Raw genomic sequence first — 18,702 nt, 5'->3', positions numbered from 1 at the left:
CCCCTCACCAAGGGCCCGCAGCCTCCTCACCAAAGGCCCGCGGCCCCTTCGCCAAAGGCCCCGAACCCCCACCCGGTGGTCCCTACTCCCCCGCGCCCTCGTCCGCCCGGTACCCCGGGAGCGAGGGCCAGCGCACGGTGAGGACGACGGCGTCCTCCTCCGCGTACCAGGAGTGGTCCACTCCGCGTCCCCAGATCACGTAGTCCCCCTGTTCGGCGAGGACCACGGTCCGCCCGGGGAACTCCAGCCGGAACCGCCCGCTGATGAGGACCTGCAGCGCGGTGCGCTCCTCGCCCGTCACCCACTGGGCGCGCTCCTCGCCCTTCGGGTGCACGCCCCACTTGATCTCGACGTCCGCGCTGTGCCGGGGGTCGTCGGCGGCCTTGAAGTGGCCGAGGAGCCAACCGCGGTCGGCGGCGGCCTCGGGGCCCGCCCTGCCGGTGTGGACGAGCCCGTCCGAACGCGCGGGGACGGGGCGGCTGGTGCGATCGGTCGCATCGGTCATGTGGGGAGGCTAATGCACTTGCGTTGATGGCATATTGCCTGCTGAGCTGCACGGATGACGACGGATCTTGATGTAGTGAGGGCCCTGTTCGACGCCGAGGCCCGCCGCGGGGCGCGGTCGGACGGGGACCGTTCCCTGGTGGAGCACGACGGGGACGTCGTACGGCGCGTCTCGCGCGGCCCGGGCTGGAACGGAGTGCTCTGGTCGGATCTCGACGAGGACACCGCGGACGCGCGGATCGCGGCGCAGATCGCCTACTTCGAGGGCCGCGAGGTGCCGGAGTTCGAGTGGAAGATGTACGACTACGACGCCCCGGCGGACCTGGGCGCACGCCTGCTGGCCGCCGGCTTCGTGCCGGAGCCGCCCGAGACGCTGATGGTGGCGCGGGTCGCGGACATCGCGCGCGAGGTGGCGACGCCCGAGGGGGTGACGCTGGTGAACGTGACGGACGTCGAGGGCGTCGACCTGATGATGGACGTCCACGCCCAGGCCTTCGGCGAGAACCGGCCTCGGATCCGGCACGCGTTGATCACCCAGGTGACCCGGGCCCCGGAGACGATCCTGGCCGTGGTCGCCATGGCGGACGGCCAGCCGGTCAGCTCCGCGCGGATGGAGATCACCCCGGGCGCTTCCTTCGCGGGCCTGTGGGGCGGCGGCACCGCGCCGCAGTGGCGGGGCAAGGGCATCTACCGCGCCCTGGTGGCCCACCGCGCGCTCGCGGCGGCCGAACTGGGGATCCCCTACCTCCAGGTGGACGCGTCGAGCGAGAGCCGCCCGATCCTGGAGCGGCTGGGCTTCGGGGTGCTGGGGGTGACGGTGCCGTACGTGTGGGTCGGGAAGTAGCGGTGGCGCGGGGCCGGGTCACCGCGGGTTCGGCCCCACCGCCCTTCCTCCCGCCCGTCCGGGCGGGCAAGATCAGCGGCATGGAACGCATTGCACCCCCACTGACCGGCGACGAGCGCGACACCCTGCGCGGCTTCCTCGACTTCCACCGCGCCACCCTCTCCATGAAGTGCGAGGGCCTCACCGACGAGGAGCTGCGCCTGCCGGCGTCGCCGCCCTCGACCCTCACCCTGCTCGGCCTCGTGCGACACATGGCCGAGGTGGAGCGCCACTGGTTCCGGCGCGTGCTGGCGGGCGAGGACGTGGCGCACGTCTGGTCCGACAAGCACGACTTCCAGGAGGCCTACGACGCCTCCACCTCCACCCGCGCCGAGGCCTTCGCCGCGTGGGAGGCGGAGATCGCCTTCTCCCGCCGGTTCGAGGCCGAGGCCGATTCCCTCGACGTGACGGCCTACTTCGAGAAGTGGGAGGCGGACGTCTCGCTGCGCCTGGTGATGCAGCACCTGATCCACGAGTACGCCCGGCACAGCGGCCACGCCGACCTCCTGCGCGAGGCCATCGACGGCACCACCGGCGCCTGAGCGCGGGGCACCCGAGCACGGGCGCCGGCCGGACCCGCAGCCCCGGCCCCGAACCCGGCCGCCGCTAGGCGGCCCTCCAGTACCCGAGCCCGTTGACCCGCTGCTTGGGCAGGGCCAGCTCCTTGCGCAGGTACGACGTCAGTGTCCGCGTGGTCGTCGTGTCGCACGCCAGCCACACGTAGGCGGAGGCCGGGTCGTCGATCAGCGCCGGCAACTGCGCCTTGACCTTCTCCACCAGGGCCGATCCCCCGCGGGCGACCCGGCGCACCTCGTGGCGCGCCGCGTCCGCGCGGACCGGCAGGTCGACGTCCGAGTCGTGCTGCGTCTCGAACCAGATGGTGGCCGGGGTCTGCGGGAAGGCGTCCAGCAGCGAGTTGATGGCGGGCAGCGAGGCGGCGTCGCCGATCACCAGCAGCCGCTCGGGCGCCGGGGCGGGCGCGGTGAAGCCGGTTCCGTGCACCGTGGCGTCGATGGTGTCACCGGGCTTCGCGTCGCGCGCCCAGCGGCTGGCGACCCCGTCGTGCAGGGCGAATTCGAGGGTGAAGGTGCCCGCGGCCGGGTCGGGGTCCACCAGCGTGTAGGCCCGCTGGTGCGGCTTGCCCTCGCTCTCGAACCACACGCGCACCCACATCGTCGGGTGCAGCGACTCCCCCGCGGCGGCGAGCAGGCCGCCGTCCGAGAGGTGGACGCGGCGGTAGTTCTCCGTGACCTGTTCCGCCCCCGTCACCGTGAACGTGAAGTCCTTGCCCCGCAGCAGCTTGAGGACCACGCCCTCCCAGCCTTTGGCAACGCCCATGTCCGCCCTTCCCCTGATTTCCCCTGGCACACGCTTTCGGCCTTATAGTTAGGCCAGCCTAACCTAATGCACTTGGGGAACAGTGTGAGCAGCGTTACCAATTCGGGCCCGCGGACGCCTCCGGAGGACGCCCCCGACGACCACGCCCGCTACCGGGACGCATGGGGCGTTCCCCATCTCCGCGCGGCCGACGGCATCCGCCTCTCCTACGCCCAGGGCCGGACCACCGCCCTGGACCGCGCCTGGCAGATCGAGGTGGAGCGGCGCCGCTCGCAGGGTTCCACCGCCGCCTTCCTCGGCGCCGGCGAGGTCGCCTGGGACCGGTTCGCCCGCCAGTGCCGGCTCGACGACACCGCCCGCCGTTGCTTCGAGGCCCTCGACGCCGACACCGCCGCATGGGTACGGGCGTACGTCGACGGGGTCAACGACGGCATGGCCGCGGGCGCGGCCCGCGACGAGCGGTTCGCCCGCACCGGCCTGCTGCCCACCCCCTGGGAGCCCTGGGTCCCGCTCGGGATCTGGCTCGCCACCCACGTCCTGTTCGCCGGCTTCCCCACCAAGCTCTGGCGCGCGCAGGTCGCCGCCGCCCTCGGCGACGAGGCCATCACCGTGTTCGCCACCGATGGCCCCGGCACCGCCGGCAGCAACGGGTGGCTCGTGCCGGGCGAGCGCACCTCCACCGGCTCGGCGATCATCGCGGGCGACCCGCACCGCTTCATCGAGGACCCGGGGGTCTACCAGCAGATCCGCCTGGCCTGCCCCGAGTTCGACGTGGTCGGCCTGGCCGTCCCCGGGGTCCCGGGCCTGGCGCACTTCGGCCACACCGGCTCCGCCGCCTGGGCGATCACCAACGCCATGGCCGACTACCAGGACCTGTACGTCGAGCGGCTCACCCGGGTCACCGACGCCACGGGCGAGCGCGTCGAGGCCCTCGGCCCGGACGGCGCCACCGAGCCCGTCGCCCGGCACACCGAGACCATCACGGTCGCGGGCGCCGACGGCGCGACCCCCACCGAGGTCGAGGTCGAGGTGCTGGAGACCGCCCGCGGCCCCGTCGTCATCGACACCGCCGACCGGAGCATCAGCCTGCGCTACCCGGCCCGGGTCCGCGCGGACCTCGGCTTCGCCGCGCTCCCGGCCCTGCTGTGCGCGCGTACGGTCGCCGACATCGACCGCGCGGTCGACGCGTGGGCCGAGCCCGTCAACGTCGTCCACGCCGCCGACACCGGGGGTGGCCTGCTGCACCGGGTCGCGGGCGCCGTACCGTTGCGCCACCCGGACAACCGGTTGCGCCCGGTTCCCGCCTGGGAGGCGGGGTACGAGTGGCAGGGCTGGGCCGAGCCGCCCGTCGAGCCGGTACAGGGGTTCGCCGTGATGGCCAACGCGCGCGGGATCGCCTCCCCGCTGGGCGTGGAGTTCGCGCCCCCGCACCGGGCCCACCGGATCCGGGAGCTGCTCAGCGGCTCGGACGACTGGTCCGCGCCGGACATGGCCGACGTGCACCGGGACGCCTTCCTCGGGTCCGCCGCCGCCGTGTTGGACCGGCTGCCGGCACCGGACGGTCTCTCCCCCGAGGCCGCGAAGCTGCGCGAGCGGCTGCTCGGCTGGGACCGGCACATGGCGGCCGGGAGCACCGACGCCACCGTGTTCGCGGCGCTGCGCACGGCGCTGGTGCGGCGGATCGCCGCCGACCCCGCGCTCGCGGGGCTGGCCGGCGCGCCGACCGGCCCGTCGGTCTTCCACCCCTGGCTGTACCTCGTCCCCCGGGTCGGTTACGCCCTGGAGGGGCTGCTGACCACCGATCTGCTGCCCGCGCTCGACCGCGCCGCGCACCTGCGCGCCGCCTTGGAGGAGACGGCCGCGGCGGCCGCCCCCGACACGGCGTGGTCCGAGGTCCACCGGCTCGCGCCCTGGCAGGCGCTGCACGACCCCGGGGCGAGCTGGCCCGGGCTGGGCGGCGACCACGACTGCGTGAACGCCACCTCGTCCGTCCCCGGGGTCACCGACCTCAGCTCCCGCGCGTCGGCGGCCCGTTACGTCTGGGACCTGGCCCGGCGCGAGGACAGCCTGTGGGCCGTCCCGCTGGGCGCGGACGGGGTCACCGGCTCCGCGCACCACCTCGACCAGCTCCCGCTCTGGGCGCGGGGCGAACTCGTACCGGTCGTCACCGACTGGACCCGGCTCACCAAGGAATCGATATGACCTCCCCCGCCGCCACCTGCCGCCGGCCCGTCCACACCCAGCACGTGGAGGGCTTCGGCACGGTCACCATCACCCCCGTGGACCCGGTCGGCGACGCCGAGTTGATCCACGGCTGGGTCACCGACGAGCGCGCCCGCTTCTGGGGCATGAACGGGGCGAGCCTGGAACTGGTCCGGGAGATCTACGCGGACGTCGACCGGCGCGACACGCACCACGCCTTCATCGCACGGCGCGAGGGCGCGCCGGTGGCGCTCTTCCAGACGTACGACTGCGCGGCGGACCGGGTCGGCGAGTGCTACGAGGTCCAGCCCGGGGACACGGGCGTGCACCTGCTGATCGGCCCCGCGGACGGTGCGGTCGAGCGCGGTTTCAGCGCCCGCCTGATGACCGCCTTCATGGGCTACGTCTTCACCGACGGGCGCACCGTCCGCGTCGTCGCCGAGCCGGACGCGCGCAACGAGAAGGCGATCGCGCGCCTGGAGCGGACCGGCTTCGTCCTGGGCCCCGAGGTCGAACTCCCCGAGATCGACCTGCCCGAGGTCCACCTCCCCGCGAAGCCGGCCCGCCTCGCGTTCCTCAGCGTCCCGCGCCGTCCGCGCCCGTAGCGCCACACGGGTCGGGGCGGTCGACGCCGACGGCCCCGCACCGGAGAGCCGGTGCGGGGCCGTCGCGCGGAGCCTGTGGAACCTACTCGGAGACGCCCAGGCGCTCCAGGATGAGCTCCTTGACGCGCGCCGCGTCCGCCTGGCCGCGCGTGGTCTTCATGACCGCGCCGACCAGCGCGCCGACGGCCGCGACCTTGCCGCCGCGGATCTTGTCCGCGATGGCCGCGTTGCCCGCGATGGCCTCGTCGACGGCCGCGCCGAGCGCACCGTCGTCCGAGACGACCTTGAGGCCGCGCTTCTCGACGACCTCGTCCGGGGTGCCCTCGCCCGCGAGGACGCCCTCGATGACCTGGCGGGCGAGCTTGTCGTTCAGCTCGCCGCCCGCGACGAGCGCCGCGACCCGGGCGACCTGCGCCGGGGTGATCGGCAGTTCGTCGACGACGACGCCCTGCTCGTTGGCGTTGCGGGCCAGCTCGCCCATCCACCACTTGCGCGCGGCGGCCGAGTCGGCGCCGGCCTCGGTGGTGGCGACGATGGAGTCCACCGCGCCCGCGTTGAGGATCGACTGCATGTCGTGCTCGGTGACCCCCCACTCCTCGCGCAGCCGGTTACGGCGCACGCGGGGCATCTCGGGGAGTCCGGCGCGCAGTTCCTCGACCCAGGTGCGGGCCGGGGCGATCGGGACGAGGTCGGGCTCCGGGAAGTACCGGTAGTCCTCGGCGTTGTCCTTGATGCGGCCGGAGGTGGTGGAGCCGTCCTCCTCGTGGAAGTGACGGGTCTCCTGGAGGATCGAGCCGCCCGACGAGAGCACCGCCGCGTGGCGCTGGATCTCGAAGCGGGCCGCGCGCTCGACGCTGCGCAGCGAGTTGACGTTCTTCGTCTCGCTGCGGGTGCCGAACTCGGACTCCGGGGTGGGGCGCAGCGACAGGTTCACGTCGCAGCGCATCTGGCCCTTGTCCATGCGGGCCTCGGAGACGCCCAGCGCCTTGATGACCTCGCGCAGCTCGGCGACGTACGCCTTGGCGACCTCGGGGGCGCGCTCGCCCGCTCCCTCGATCGGCTTGGTGACGATCTCGATGAGCGGGATGCCGGCGCGGTTGTAGTCCAGCAGCGAGTGGGACGCGCCGTGGATGCGGCCGGTGGCACCGCCGACGTGCAGCGACTTGCCGGTGTCCTCCTCCATGTGGGCGCGCTCGATCTCCACGCGGAAGATCTCGCCGTCCTCCAGCTGCACGTCGAGGAAGCCGTTGAAGGCGATCGGCTCGTCGTACTGGGAGGTCTGGAAGTTCTTCGGCATGTCCGGGTAGAAGTAGTTCTTCCGGGCGAAGCGGCACCACTCGGCGATCTCGCAGTTCAGCGCGAGACCGATCTTGATGGCCGACTCGATGCCGATCTCGTTGACGACCGGGAGCGCGCCGGGCAGGCCGAGGCAGGTGGGACAGGTCTGCGAGTTGGGCTCGGCGCCCAGCTCGGTCGAACAACCGCAGAACATCTTGGTGCGGGTGCCCAGCTCGACGTGGACCTCGAGGCCCATGACGGGGTCGTACGACGCGAGGGCGTCCTCGTACGACAGGAGTTCGGTGACGGTCACGGTGAAACTTTCCCTCTCAGCCGAGCAGGACGTCGTCGTCGCCCAGGCGCTTCAGCTCGCGGTACAGGATCGCGAGGCCGGTGATGATGGCGGCGGCGGACACGACGGCGTCGACCAGCTTCAGCGTGTCGTGCTCGGTGCGGGCCTTCTTGGCCTGCTTGACCACGCTCAGCGCGCCGAAGGCGGTCGTACCGATCGACAGGTACGTACCGGACTTGGACTTCTTGAAGCCTTTGGCCTTGGTCAGTGCACTCACAGGGACGGAGCCTCCTCCAGCAGCGGGTGACCCCAGCGCGCGACGAAGGCGGCCTCGACGGCCGCGCCGACCTTGTAGAGCCGGTCGTCCTTCATGGCGGGGGCGATGATCTGCAGACCGACCGGGAGACCGTCCTCCGGAGCCAGGCCGCAGGGGAGCGACATGGCGGAGTTGCCGGCCAGGTTGGTCGGGATGGTGCACAGGTCCGCGAGGTACATCGCCAGCGGATCGTCGGTGCGCTCACCGATCGCGAAGGCGGTGGTGGGCGTGGTCGGGGAGACGATCACGTCGACCTGCTCGAAGGACTTCTCGAAGTCCTGGGTGATGAGCGTGCGGACCTTCTGGGCCGAACCGTAGTACGCGTCGTAGTAGCCGGAGCTGAGCGCGTACGTACCGAGGATGATGCGGCGCTTGACCTCGTCGCCGAAACCGGCTTCGCGGGTCAGGGCCGTGACGTCCTCGGCGGACTTGGTGCCGTCGTCGCCGACGCGCAGGCCGTAGCGCATGGCGTCGAAGCGGGCCAGGTTCGAGGAGCACTCGGACGGCGCGATGAGGTAGTACGCGGCCATCGCGAGGTCGAAGGACGGGCAGTCCAGCTCCACGATCTCGGCACCGAGCTCCTTGAGCAGCTCGACCGACTCGTTGAAGCGCTGGACGACACCGGCCTGGTAGCCCTCGCCGGAGAACTGCTTGACCACGCCGACGCGCATGCCCGCGACGGAGCCGTTGCGGGCCGCCTCGACGACCGGCGGGACCGGGGCGTCGATGGAGGTGGAGTCCAGCGGGTCGTGACCGGCGATGACCTCGTGCAGGAGCGCCGCGTCCAGGACGGTACGGGCGCAGGGCCCGCCCTGGTCCAGGGACGAGGAGAACGCCACCATGCCGTAGCGGGAGACGCCGCCGTAGGTGGGCTTGACGCCGACGGTGCCGGTGACGGCGGCGGGCTGGCGGATGGAACCGCCGGTGTCCGTGCCGATGGCGAGCGGGGCCTGGAAGGCGGCCAGCGCGGCCGCGGAGCCGCCGCCGGAGCCGCCGGGGATGCGGGTGAGGTCCCACGGGTTGCCGGTGGGGCCGTAGGCGCTGTTCTCGGTGGAGGACCCCATGGCGAACTCGTCCATGTTGGTCTTGCCGAGGATGACGACGTCGGCTTCCTTCAGCTTGCGCGTCAGGGTGGCGTCGTAGGGCGGGATCCAGCCCTCCAGGATCTTCGAACCGACGGTGGTCGGGACCCCGACGGTGGTGAAGATGTCCTTGAGCGCGAGCGGTACGCCGGCCAGCGGGCCGAGCTTCTCGCCCCGCTCCCGCTTCGCGTCGACGGCGCGCGCCTGGGCGAGAGCGCCCTCGCGGTCGACGTACAGGAAGGCGTGGACCTTCTCGTCGACGGCGTCGATGCGGGCGAGGTGGGCCTCGGTGACCTGGACGGCCGTGAGCTCGCCGGAGGCGATCTTCTCGGCGGTCTGGGCAGCCGTGAGCTTGATGATGTTGATGTCCGTCATGGTGATTAGTCCTCCCCCAGGATCTGCGGCACCTTGAAACGCTGCTGCTCCTGAGCGGGGGCCCCGGAGAGCGCCTGCGCGGGGGTGAGCGACGGACGGACCTCGTCCGCGCGCATGACGTTCGTCAGCGGGAGCGGGTGGGAGGTCGGCGGGACGTCTTGGTCGGCGACCTCGGAAACGCGGGCGACCGCGCCGATGATGTCGTCGAGCTGTCCGGCGAAGTGGTCAAGCTCTTCGCTCTTGAGCTCCAGACGTGCCAGCCGAGCGAGGTGGGCGACCTCCTCGCGCGTGATGCCAGGCATGCAGCGATCCTCTGGGGTGGTGTATCGGGTTTCTGGTTTCGGCCCCAATCCTATGGGGCGCGCGGCCCGACCCACGAAACGGTTGCTTCCCAGGGGGGCGAAGGCCCGGCCGGGGCCCGCGCCCGCCCCTGCGGCAGCGGCCGAGGACGCCCTCAAACGCCGGGCGGGCTGGATCGGCGGGCAGCGGCCGGAGCCGCCCCGAATCCAGCCCCGCCGGCGTTTGAGGCGCCGCCGGAGGCAACAGCGGCCACGCCGGGCGGGGCGGGCCCCGCTAGGGGGTCGGGGGCTCCGGGGCCGCGGCGGCCGCAGCGGCGGCCAGTTCCGCGGTGATGTCGGCCGGGCGCCGCCAGCCGCGCTCGCCCCGCGCCAGGAGCCACGCCGTCGCCTCGGCGGGCGGCATCGCGGCCGCCACCAGCCACCCCTGCACCGCATCGCAGCCCAGGTCCCGCAGCCGCTCCCACGTCTCGTCGTCCTCGACGCCCTCGGCCACGACCAGCAGCCCGAGCGAGTGCGCGAGGTCGACCGTGCACCGCACGATCTCCGCGTCCTGCGCGTCCACGGCCAGCCGCGCCACGAAGGACCGGTCGATCTTCAGCTCACTGACGGGCAGCCGCCGCAGGTGGACCAGGGACGAGTAGCCCGTCCCGAAGTCGTCGAGCGACATCTTCACGCCGTGCCCGGTCAGCCCCGCCATGGTGTCGGCGGCCCGCTGCGGGTCCTCCAACAGGACGTGCTCCGTTATCTCCAGTTGGAGACCGCTCGCGGGCACCCCGTGCCGGGCGAGCCGCGCGGCCACCGCCCCCGCGAAACCGGGGGTGTGGACGTCGCGCGGCGAGACGTTGACGGCGACCGGCACCTTCAGGCCCTGGGCCCGCCACCGGGCCACCTGGGCCAGCGCGGTCTCCAGCACGTACTCGGTCAGGTGCGGCATCAGGCCGGAGGTCTCGGCGATCGCGATGAACTCGTCCGGGGGGACCCGCCCGCGCTCGGGGTGCACCCAGCGCACGAGCGCCTCCAGCCCGGCGACCTGTCCGTCGAAGCGGACCTTGGGCTGGTAGTGGAGTTCCACCTCGCCCGCGTCCAGGGCGCGCCGCAGGTCGCCGAGGAGGCCGAGCCGGTCGGGCGTGTTGCTGTCCCGCTTGGACTCGTAGACCTCGACCCCGGTGCGGTCCCGCTTGGCCTGGTACATCGCGACGTCGGCCCGCCGCAGCAGCCCCTCGGCGTCGAGGGCGTGGTCGGGGAAGACGGCGAGGCCCGCGCTGGCCTCCAGGACGAGGGTGAGCCCGTCGAGGTCGAGCGGCGAGCTGAGCTCGGCGACGAGGTGGCGGGCCACCCGCTGGGCGCTGGTGGTGGAGTCGGCGACGGGCAGCAGGACGGCGAACTCGTCGCCGCCGAGCCGGGCCACCTCGGCGTCCTGGGGCAGGGCCTGGCGGAGCCGGTCGGCGATCTGCAGGAGCAGCCGGTCGCCCGCGAGGTGGCCGAGGGTGTCGTTGACGGCGCGGAAGCGGTCGAGGTCGATGAGGACCAGCGCGGCGCGGGTGCCGATACGTTCAGCCTCGTCCAGGGCCCGCCAGGCGCGCTCCAGCAGCCACTGCCGGTTGGGCAGTCCGGTGAGCGGGTCGCGCAGCTGCTCCTCGGCGCGCGCCCGGGCGATCCACAGGGTGGAGTCGAGGGCGATCAGCGGCACGGCGAACAGCGGCAGCAGGACGGGCAGGGTGATGGCGACCACGCAGATCAGCGGGGCGATGCCGAGGAGGGCGGCGGCGACTAACGCCTGCCGGATGAGCGCGGTGCGGGCGACGGTGGGCAGCCCGCCGCCGCTCGGGGTCAGCGCGAGCCACAGCAGGACCCGGGTGACCAGCAGGTAGGCGAGGGCGACGAGGATGATCTCGGGGATCGCTCCGGGTCCCCAGCCGGTGGGCTGCCAGGGCACCTCGACGCTGGGCGCCTGGCCGAAGAGGCCGAGTACGAGCGCCCCCGCGCCGATGCCCAGGATGTCCGCGGAGCCGTGCAACAGGCCCTGGCGCCACCGGTGCCGGCGGGCGGCGCCGACGAGGGAGACCACGGCGAGCGAGACGAGTCCGGCCGGGATCCAGCCGTAGAGGATGAGCACGCCGAGGGTGAGGGCGGCGCCGGAACCGGTGCCGCCCCACCAGCGGTCACGACCGAGCGCGACGAGGTGGCCGACGATGATGCCGGTGAGCAGGGCGAGTCCCCAGCCGGCGGCGCCGCCGGGGAAGAGGGGGTGACGGTCGCTCAGCGCGCGGGCGATGCCGACGACGAGGACCACGAGGGAGAGGCCGACGACGGCGAAGGGGACGGCGACGCGCCACCCCTGGACGCTCGCGCCCTGGCCACCGCCGGAGCCCGTCGCGACCCCGGGGTCGAGCGGGTGGGTCTCGGGGGTCCGGGCTCCCAGGATCCCGAACCGCGCGGCCGGGGCGGGTCGCTCGGTCGCGGTCGGGCGTCCCGGACGCTCGGCGCGCGGTGTCCGACCCGCCCGCGGCACGTGTCCGGCGCGGCGCGCGTGTTCGGCGCGGCTCCCCCGTCCGGTGGCGCGGTCGGCCCGATCCGCCCGCAGCGACGGCACCTCCCCGCCCGTCCCGCCGACATCCGGTGGCGGGTCGGCGCTTTCGATGGGTTTCATGCCCGTCCCTCTCACAGCCGGCGATGCCGTTGCCTCGTGATGGCCCCGACGTCATGCCATCACGGCTGGATTCGCGTCCCGCAACCGTGCACGACGGGCGCACCCCTCAACAGTAGGACGGGAGCGGCTCCCAAGTGCAGCGGTCGGCGGCGGTTGCCCGAATACGACCCAGCCATCCTCATCAGTACGGTATCCGCCGAACGGGTGAGGCCGGACCAGGACTTCCGGGTCACCCTTCTGATGATCCGACAGGTCAACGCCCTGCGGCTAGGCCGGTACCGGCCGTTCGCGACCGCCGTGTGCGCCCCGCGTGCGCCCGCCCGTACGGACACACGCCACGCATCGGTTCGCTTCGACCTCCCCGGCGCCCCGTCACCTCTCGACCCACGCTCCTTCGTTACTCCGATGCGGCGGCGTCGTCCAGGGTCGCGGCGGGCTCCTCCAGCGGCAGGGCGGCCTCGCGCGCCGCGTCGGGCCCCTGTTCCAGCAGGACCGCGAAGCCCGCGTCGTCCAGGATCGAGAGCTTCAACTGGACGGCCTTGTCGTACTTGGAGCCCGGGTTGTCGCCGACGACGACGAAGGAGGTCTTCTTGGAGACGGATCCGGTCACCTTGGCGCCGCGGCTCTGCAGGGCGTCCTTGGCACCGTCGCGCGTGTGGCTCGCCAGCGTGCCGGTGACGACGACGGTCAGTCCCTCCAGCGGGCGCGGGCCCTCCTCCTCCGCGGAGACCTCGTCCTCCATCCGCACCCCGGCGGCCCGCCACTTGGCGAGGATCTCCTGGTGCCAATCGACCGCGAACCACTCCTTGAGTGCGGCGGCGATGATGCCGCCGACCCCCTCGGTGGCGCCCAGTTCCTCTTCCGTCGCCGCCTCGATGCGCTCGATGGAGCGGAACTCGCGGGCCAGCGCGGCCGCCGCGACCGGTCCGACGTGCCGGATCGAGAGGCCGTTGATGAAGCGGGCCAGCGGCCGGTCCTTGGCCGCCGCCACGTTCTCCAGCAGGGCCAGGGCGTTCTTCTTCGGCTCGCCCTTCTGGTTGGCGAAGACCGTGACGACCTTGGCCTCGCCGGTCTTCGGGTCGCGCTTGGGCAGCCCGCTGTCCGCGTCGAGGACGTACGCCTTGATGGGGAGCAGCGCTTCGATGGTGAGGTCGAAGAGGTCGCCCTCGTCCAGCAGCGGGGCGACGGCGGGCTCCAGCGGTCTGGTGAGCGCGGCGGCGGCGACCTTGCCGAAGTTCTCGATGTCCAGGCATTCGCGGCCGACGAGGTAGAAGAGCCGCTCGCGCAACTGGGCGGGGCAGGTCCGCGCGTTCGGACACCGCAGGTCGATGTCGCCTTCCTTCATCGGGCGCAGCGGGGTGCCGCACTCGGGGCAGTCGGCGGGCATCACGAACGCGCGCTCGCTGCCGTCCCGCAGGTCGACCACCGGGCCGAGGATCTCGGGGATGACATCGCCGGCCTTGCGCAGGACCACGGTGTCGCCGATGAGGACGCCCTTGGCCTTGACCACCTGCTGGTTGTGCAGGGTGGCGAACTCGACCTCGGACCCGGCCACGGTCACCGGCTCGACCTGCGCGTACGGGGTGACGCGGCCGGTGCGGCCGACGCCGACCTTGATGTCGATCAGCTTGCTGTTGACCTCTTCGGGCGCGTACTTCCAGGCGATCGCCCAGCGCGGAGCGCGCGCGGTGGAGCCGAGCCGGCCCTGGAGGGGGATCTCGTCGAGCTTGACGACGACGCCGTCGATCTCGTGCGCCACCGAGTGCCGGTTCTCGCCGAAGTGGGCGATGAAGGCGCGGACTTCGGCGAGGGAGGAGACCACCTTGTTGTGCTCGGCGGTGGGCAGGCCCCACTCGTGGAGCAGTTCGTAGGCGTGCGAGAGGCGGTCGATCTCGAAGCCCTCGCGGGCGCCGATGCCGTGGACCACCATGTGCAGCGGGCGGCCCGCGGTGACCTTCGGGTCCTTCTGGCGCAGCGAACCGGCGGCGGCGTTGCGCGGGTTGGCGAAGGGCTTGTCGCCCGCCTCGACCAGGCGGGCGTTGAGCTCCTCGAACTTCTCCATCGGGAAGTAGACCTCGCCGCGGATCTCGACGAGCGCCGGGATGCGGTCCCCGGCGAGGCGGTCGGGGATCTCGGCGATGGTGCGGACGTTGGGCGTGATGTCCTCGCCGGTGCGGCCGTCGCCGCGGGTGGCGGCCCGGGTGAGGCGACCGTTCTCGTAGGTGAGGTTGACGGCGAGGCCGTCGACCTTCAGCTCGCACAGGTAGTGGTAGTCGGAGGTGTTGACGTCCCGGGCCACCCGCTCGGCCCAGGCCGCCAACTCCTCGTCGTCGAAGGCGTTGTCGAGGGAGAGCAGCCGCTCGCGGTGCTCGACGGAGGCGAAGTCGGTGACGTAGGCCCCCGCCACCTTCTGGGTGGGCGAGTCGGGGGTGCGCAGCTGCGGGTACTGCTCCTCCAGCGCCTCCAGCGAGCGCAGCAGGGTGTCGAACTCGGCGTCGGTGACGACCGGCTGGTCGTTCACGTAGTACCGGAAGCGGTGCTCCTCGATCTGCTCGGCGAGCAGGGCGTGCTGCTCCAGCACCGCCGCCGGCGCGCCCGCCGCGGCTGCCGCGCCCGCCGCCGTGCCGTCACCGTGCTTCTGTTCGGCTGCCATGCCGTGTCCTCCCGTGGGCCCGTCTCTACGTCACTCAGGGTTGTCGGCGAGCGACCTCGCCGCCTTGACGCAGTGGGCCATCGCCGCGCGGGCGTATGCGGGCGAAGCGCCCGCCAGACCGCACGACGGGGTGACCACGACGGACTCCGCGAGGGTGCCCGGGGACAGTCCCAGCCTGCGCCAGAGCTTCCTGACACCCATGACGCTACCGCCCGGGTCCGACAACGGGCCGTCGGTGCCGGGCACCACTCCGGCGAAGAGTTTCATGCCGTCCTCGACGGCCTCGCCGATGGTGTCGTCCTCGCGCTCGGTGAGCAGGGAGAAATCGAACGAGACGCCCGTGACCCCGGCCCGCCGCAGCAGCGCGAAGGGCACGTCCGGCGCGCAGGAGTGCACGACGGTCTCGCCCTCGTGCACGGCGAACAGGTCCCGCAGCGCCCCCTCCACGACCTGTCGGTCCACGGCCCGGTAGGTGCGGTACTCGCTGGCGGTACGGACCTGCCCGCGCAGCACCGCGGTCAGCGAGGGCTCGTCGACCTGGAGCACGATCTCGGCGCCGGGGATCCGCTTGTGTACGTCGGCCAGGTGCTCCCGCAGCCCTTCCGCCAGCGAACCGGCCAGGTCCCGGCAGGCACCCGGGTCGCGCAGGACGGCCTCGCCGCCGTGCAGTTCCAGGGCGGCGGCGAGCGTCCACGGCCCGACCGCCTGGACCTTGAGCCTGCCCTGGTAGCCCTGGGTGAACTCCTCCAGCGCGTCGAGGTCCTCGCCGAGCCAGGACCGGGCCCGCTTGGTGTCCCGGCCGGGCCGGTCGCTCAGGCGCCAACCGCTGGGCTCGACGTGCGCGTACATGTCGACGAGCAGCCCGAGGGAGCGCCCGATCATGTCGGCGCCGGGCCCGCGGGCGGGCAGCTCGGCGAGGTACGGGAAGTCCTCGAAGGACCCGGTGACGGTCCTGGCGGCCTCGCGGGCGTCGCCGCCCGGCAGCGAGCCGACTCCGGTGGCGCCGTGCGCGGGTGCGCTCATCGTCCGGGCCGCACGGAGAGGTCGTTGACCTCCGCGTCGCGGGGCAGGTCGAGGGCCATCAGGATGGTCGTGGCCACGGACTCGGGGTCGATCCAGTCGGCCGCGTCGTAGCTCTCGCCCTCCTGGGAGCGGACCTTGGCCTGCATGGGGGTGGCGGTGCGGCCGGGGTACACGGAGGTGACGCGGATCCCGTTCGGCTTCTCCTCGGCGCGCAGCGAGTCGGCCAGCGCCCGCAGTCCGTGCTTGGAGGCGGCGTAGGCGCCCCACTCGGCGTGCGCGGTGAGCCCGGCGCCGGAGTTCACGAAGACGACCTGCCCGCGGGACACGCGCAGCGAGGGCAGCATGAGGCGGGTCAGCTCGGCGGGGGCGATCAGGTTGAGGTTGAGCTGCTGGTGCCAGGTCTTGGGCCGCAGCTCGGCGACGGGGCCGAGGTCGACGACCCCGGCGATGTGCAGCAGCGAGTCCAGCCGGTCGGGCAGCGGCTGGTGCGAGAAGGCCCAGGAGATCCGGTCGGGGTCCGCGAGGTCGGCGACGAGCGCCCGGGAGCCGGGGAAGAGGGCGGTCAGCTCCTTGCCGCGGGCGGCGTCGCGGGCGATGAGGATGAGGTCGTCGCCGCGTGCGTGCAGGCGGCGCGCGACGGCTGCGCCGATGCCGGATCCGGCGCCGGTGATGAGGTGAGTAGCCATACCGCCCATGCTCGCACCCCGCCCGGCCCGTCCGCCCCGCCCGGGCCGTCCCCTCAGAGCCCGGCGGCCTCGCGCAGCGCTGCGGCGGTCTTCGTGGCGTCGTACCCGGGGGCGACCCCGTCCACGAGGATGACCTCGCCCGGCATGTGGCGGGTGCGCAGCGGGAGGAGCTCCTGGTAGGCGGGCGAGGCGTACCAGGCGCGGGCCCGGTCGAGGTCCGGGAAGGAGATGAGGACGACGGTCCCGGGGAAGGGGCCCTCCAGGACCTCGGGGGTGGTGCCGTGGACGAGGAACGCGCCCCCGAAGGGGTCCATGGTGGCCTGGATCTCCTCGATGTAGCGCAGGACGTCGACGTGCATCGTCTCGGGGCGTATGTGGGCGATGGCGTAGGCGGTCACGGCGGCCTCTTCCTCCGGGCGGATCCCTCGGCGGGACCGGCTGTTGGTCCGATCCTGCCCCGGTGGGCGGTCCCCGTCGATTACCCCTCGGGTCATGCCGCCGACGAGGGGCGGAAGGTGCGCCGGTAGGCGATCGGCGACACCCCGAGCGCGGTCCGCATGTGCTGGCGCAGGGAGTTGGCTGAGCCGAAGCCGGCCCGGTGGGCCACCAGGTCCACCGGGAGGTCGCTGGACTCCAGCAACTGGCGCGCCAGCTCCAGGCGTTGGGCGGTCATCCACTGCACCGGGGTGACCCCGACCTCGTCCCGGAAGCGCCGGGTGAAGGTGCGCAGGCTCATCCGGGCGTGCGCGGCCAGTTCGGCGAGCGAGAGCGGGGTGTCGAGCCGCTCCAGGGCCCAGGCGCGGGTGGCGGTGGTGGTCGCGACGGTGGCCTCGGGCACCGGGCGGTCGATGTACTGGGCCTGGCCGCCGTCCCGCCAGGGCGGGACCACGCAGAAGCGGGCGGCCCGGTTGGCGACGGCGCTGCCGTGGTCGCGGCGGACCAGGTGCAGGCAGAGGTCCATGCCGGCGGCCACGCCCGCGGAGGTGAGGACGTCGCCGTCGTCGACGAAGAGGACGTTCGGGTCGAGCGCGACGCGGGGGAAGGCCCGGCGGAACTTGTCCGCGTCGGCCCAGTGCGTGGTCGCGGGCCGCCCGTCGAGCACTCCGGCGGCGGCCAGGACGTGCGAGCCGGTGCAGATCGACACCAGCCGGGTGCCGGGCCGGATCACGGCCAGGGCGGCGAGCAGCTCGGGCGGCAGCGGCGCGCCCTCCAGCAGGTCGTCCATGGCGTGCGTGGGCGGGATGACGACGGTGTCCGCCGCCGCCAGGGCCTCGGGCCCGGCCGTGACGCCCACGGTGAAGCCGGCGTCGCTGGTCACCGGCTGCCCGTCGGCCGTGCAGACCACCGTCTCGTACAGCGCCCGCCCGTCCTCGTCCCGGGCGTTTCCGAGGACCCGCGAGGGCATGCCCAGCTCGAAGGGGGCGACACCTTCGAGGGCGAGTACGGCGACACGGTGCATGGCCAGATCCTGTCACATGGTGGCCAAACGGCCAACACCACGGGCGCCACCCGGGCCGGAAGCTGGTGACACCTTCCGGAAGGCCGGGGGGAAACAGATCCGAGGAGACATCCATGCGCGCCGTCGTCGTCAGCCAGTGGGGCGGACCCGAGGTCCTGACCGAAACCACGATCGACCGCCCCGAGCCGGGCCCGACCGAGGTCCTGGTGCGCGTCCACGCGGCCGGGGTGAACCCGGTCGACTGGAAGACCCGCGCCTCCGGCGCCCTCATCGAGTGGGGCGCGGTCCCGGTGCCGGGCTGGGACGTCTCGGGCACCGTCGAGGCCGTCGGGATGGGCGTGACCCTCTTCGCGCCCGGCGACGAGGTCTTCGGCATGCCGCACTTCCCGAAGCAGGCGGGCGCCTACGCCGAGTACGTCACCGCGCCCTCCCGGCACTTCGTGCGCAAGCCGGCCGCCCTGGACCACGTGGCCGCGGCCGCGCTGCCGCTGGCCGCGCTGACCGCCTGGCAGGCCCTGGTGGACACCGCGGACGTCCGGCCGGGCCAGCGGGTGCTGGTGCACGCCGCGGCGGGCGGGGTGGGCCACTTCGCGGTCCAGATCGCCAAGGCGCGCGGCGCGTACGTCATCGGCACCGCGAGCGCGGCCAAGCACGACGTGCTGCGCGAGCTGGGCGCCGACGAGCTGATCGACTACCGCAGCGCCGACTTCGCGGAGGTGGTGCGGGACGTCGACGTCGTGCTCGACACCATCGGCGGTGACTACGGGCGGCGTTCGCTGGAGGTCCTGCGGCCCGGCGGGCACCTGGTCACGATCGCGGGCGCCGAGGGCTTCGACGCGGAGGCGGCCGGGGTCCGCCTGAGCGTGCTCCTGGTGGAGCCGGACCGGCAGGGCCTGATCGCCCTGGCCGCGCTGGCCGAGGAGGGCGCCCTGCGGCCCCTGATCGACACCGTGCTCCCGCTGGCGGAGGCGGCGAAGGCCCACGAGCTCGGCGAGCTCGGCCGGACCACCGGCAAGATCGTCCTGACGGTGGTCCCGGCGGAGAGCGCCTAGGCGCG

17 protein-coding genes are annotated in these 18,702 nt (G+C 73.2%); 5 read left to right on the top strand and 12 right to left on the bottom strand.

Translation table 11 applies throughout. The features are described from left to right. Positions 1-82 precede the first annotated feature (82 nt). A complete protein-coding gene (locus tag ACIBEA_RS21025; RefSeq protein WP_399262964.1) occupies positions 83-505 on the bottom strand; it encodes a signal peptidase I in 423 nt (140 codons plus the stop codon). A 54-nt stretch (positions 506-559) separates the two neighbouring features. Here ACIBEA_RS21025 and ACIBEA_RS21020 point away from each other — a divergent pair, with 54 nt between their 5' ends. Next, entirely contained in the window at positions 560-1,348 is a 789-nt protein-coding gene (locus ACIBEA_RS21020; protein ID WP_399262962.1) for a GNAT family N-acetyltransferase, read from the top strand. An 80-nt stretch (positions 1,349-1,428) separates the two neighbouring features. Beyond that, entirely contained in the window at positions 1,429-1,929 is a 501-nt protein-coding gene (locus ACIBEA_RS21015) for a DinB family protein (protein WP_399262960.1), read from the top strand. Between the two features lie 64 nt (positions 1,930-1,993). Here ACIBEA_RS21015 and ACIBEA_RS21010 read toward each other — a convergent pair whose 3' ends face one another. After that, positions 1,994-2,725 (bottom strand): siderophore-interacting protein, encoded by a 732-nt coding sequence (locus ACIBEA_RS21010; protein WP_399262958.1) that lies wholly within the window; start codon positions 2,723-2,725, stop codon positions 1,994-1,996. A gap of 195 nt (positions 2,726-2,920) precedes the next feature. Between ACIBEA_RS21010 and ACIBEA_RS21005 the strand changes: the two genes are divergently transcribed. Together ACIBEA_RS21005 and ACIBEA_RS21000 are read left to right on the top strand one after the other, a co-directional pair. Next, the gene (locus ACIBEA_RS21005) at positions 2,921-4,927 is read left to right on the top strand and encodes a penicillin acylase family protein (RefSeq protein ID WP_399263010.1); all 2,007 of its coding nucleotides are present in this window, start codon (positions 2,921-2,923) and stop codon (positions 4,925-4,927) included. Beyond that, complete coding sequence (locus tag ACIBEA_RS21000; RefSeq protein WP_399262956.1) at positions 4,924-5,532, top strand: GNAT family N-acetyltransferase; 609 nt, start codon at positions 4,924-4,926, stop codon at positions 5,530-5,532. The genes ACIBEA_RS21005 and ACIBEA_RS21000 overlap by 4 nt, the downstream gene beginning before the upstream one ends. An 82-nt stretch (positions 5,533-5,614) precedes the next feature. Here the strand turns inward: ACIBEA_RS21000 and gatB are convergent, their stop codons facing one another. The 10 genes from gatB to ACIBEA_RS20950 form a co-directional block, all read right to left on the bottom strand. Continuing rightward, positions 5,615-7,066 carry an Asp-tRNA(Asn)/Glu-tRNA(Gln) amidotransferase subunit GatB gene (gene gatB / locus ACIBEA_RS20995; protein WP_399263008.1) on the bottom strand — a complete coding sequence of 484 codons (1,452 nt, stop codon included), beginning with the start codon at positions 7,064-7,066 and terminating at the stop codon, positions 5,615-5,617. A gap of 73 nt (positions 7,067-7,139) precedes the next feature. Continuing rightward, a complete protein-coding gene (locus ACIBEA_RS20990) occupies positions 7,140-7,379 on the bottom strand; it encodes a hypothetical protein (RefSeq protein ID WP_330332777.1) in 240 nt (79 codons plus the stop codon). Then, positions 7,376-8,881 carry an Asp-tRNA(Asn)/Glu-tRNA(Gln) amidotransferase subunit GatA gene (gene gatA, locus ACIBEA_RS20985; protein ID WP_399263005.1) on the bottom strand — a complete coding sequence of 502 codons (1,506 nt, stop codon included), beginning with the start codon at positions 8,879-8,881 and terminating at the stop codon, positions 7,376-7,378. Before gatA ends, ACIBEA_RS20990 begins: the two co-directional genes overlap by 4 nt. Beyond that, a complete protein-coding gene (gene gatC / locus ACIBEA_RS20980; protein ID WP_073772988.1) occupies positions 8,881-9,177 on the bottom strand; it encodes an Asp-tRNA(Asn)/Glu-tRNA(Gln) amidotransferase subunit GatC in 297 nt (98 codons plus the stop codon). The genes gatA and gatC overlap by 1 nt, the downstream gene beginning before the upstream one ends. Before the next feature lie 271 nt (positions 9,178-9,448). Beyond that, positions 9,449-11,824 (bottom strand): putative bifunctional diguanylate cyclase/phosphodiesterase, encoded by a 2,376-nt coding sequence (locus tag ACIBEA_RS20975; RefSeq protein WP_399262954.1) that lies wholly within the window; start codon positions 11,822-11,824, stop codon positions 9,449-9,451. A gap of 397 nt (positions 11,825-12,221) precedes the next feature. After that, entirely contained in the window at positions 12,222-14,477 is a 2,256-nt protein-coding gene (gene ligA / locus ACIBEA_RS20970) for an NAD-dependent DNA ligase LigA (RefSeq protein WP_399262952.1), read from the bottom strand. 30 nt (positions 14,478-14,507) lie between these two features. Further along, on the bottom strand, positions 14,508-15,500 hold the full coding sequence (locus tag ACIBEA_RS20965; protein ID WP_399262950.1) for a methionine synthase: 993 nt from the start codon (positions 15,498-15,500) through the stop codon (positions 14,508-14,510). Then, a complete protein-coding gene (locus ACIBEA_RS20960; protein WP_399262948.1) occupies positions 15,497-16,186 on the bottom strand; it encodes an SDR family oxidoreductase in 690 nt (229 codons plus the stop codon). Before ACIBEA_RS20960 ends, ACIBEA_RS20965 begins: the two co-directional genes overlap by 4 nt. Positions 16,187-16,239: 53 nt before the next feature. Next, positions 16,240-16,584 (bottom strand): DUF1330 domain-containing protein, encoded by a 345-nt coding sequence (locus tag ACIBEA_RS20955; protein WP_399262946.1) that lies wholly within the window; start codon positions 16,582-16,584, stop codon positions 16,240-16,242. A 92-nt stretch (positions 16,585-16,676) separates the two neighbouring features. After that, on the bottom strand, positions 16,677-17,645 hold the full coding sequence (locus tag ACIBEA_RS20950) for a GlxA family transcriptional regulator (protein ID WP_399262944.1): 969 nt from the start codon (positions 17,643-17,645) through the stop codon (positions 16,677-16,679). 113 nt (positions 17,646-17,758) lie between these two features. Between ACIBEA_RS20950 and ACIBEA_RS20945 the strand changes: the two genes are divergently transcribed. Then, entirely contained in the window at positions 17,759-18,697 is a 939-nt protein-coding gene (locus tag ACIBEA_RS20945) for an NADP-dependent oxidoreductase (protein WP_399262942.1), read from the top strand. Positions 18,698-18,702: the final 5 nt, after the last annotated feature.

The sequence above is a fragment of the Streptomyces sp. NPDC051555 genome, assembly GCF_044454405.1.
GTDB lineage: Bacteria > Actinomycetota > Actinomycetes > Streptomycetales > Streptomycetaceae > Streptomyces.
Note: the sequence above shows the minus strand (reverse complement) of the source record. Positions and strands in the feature narration are given on the sequence as shown.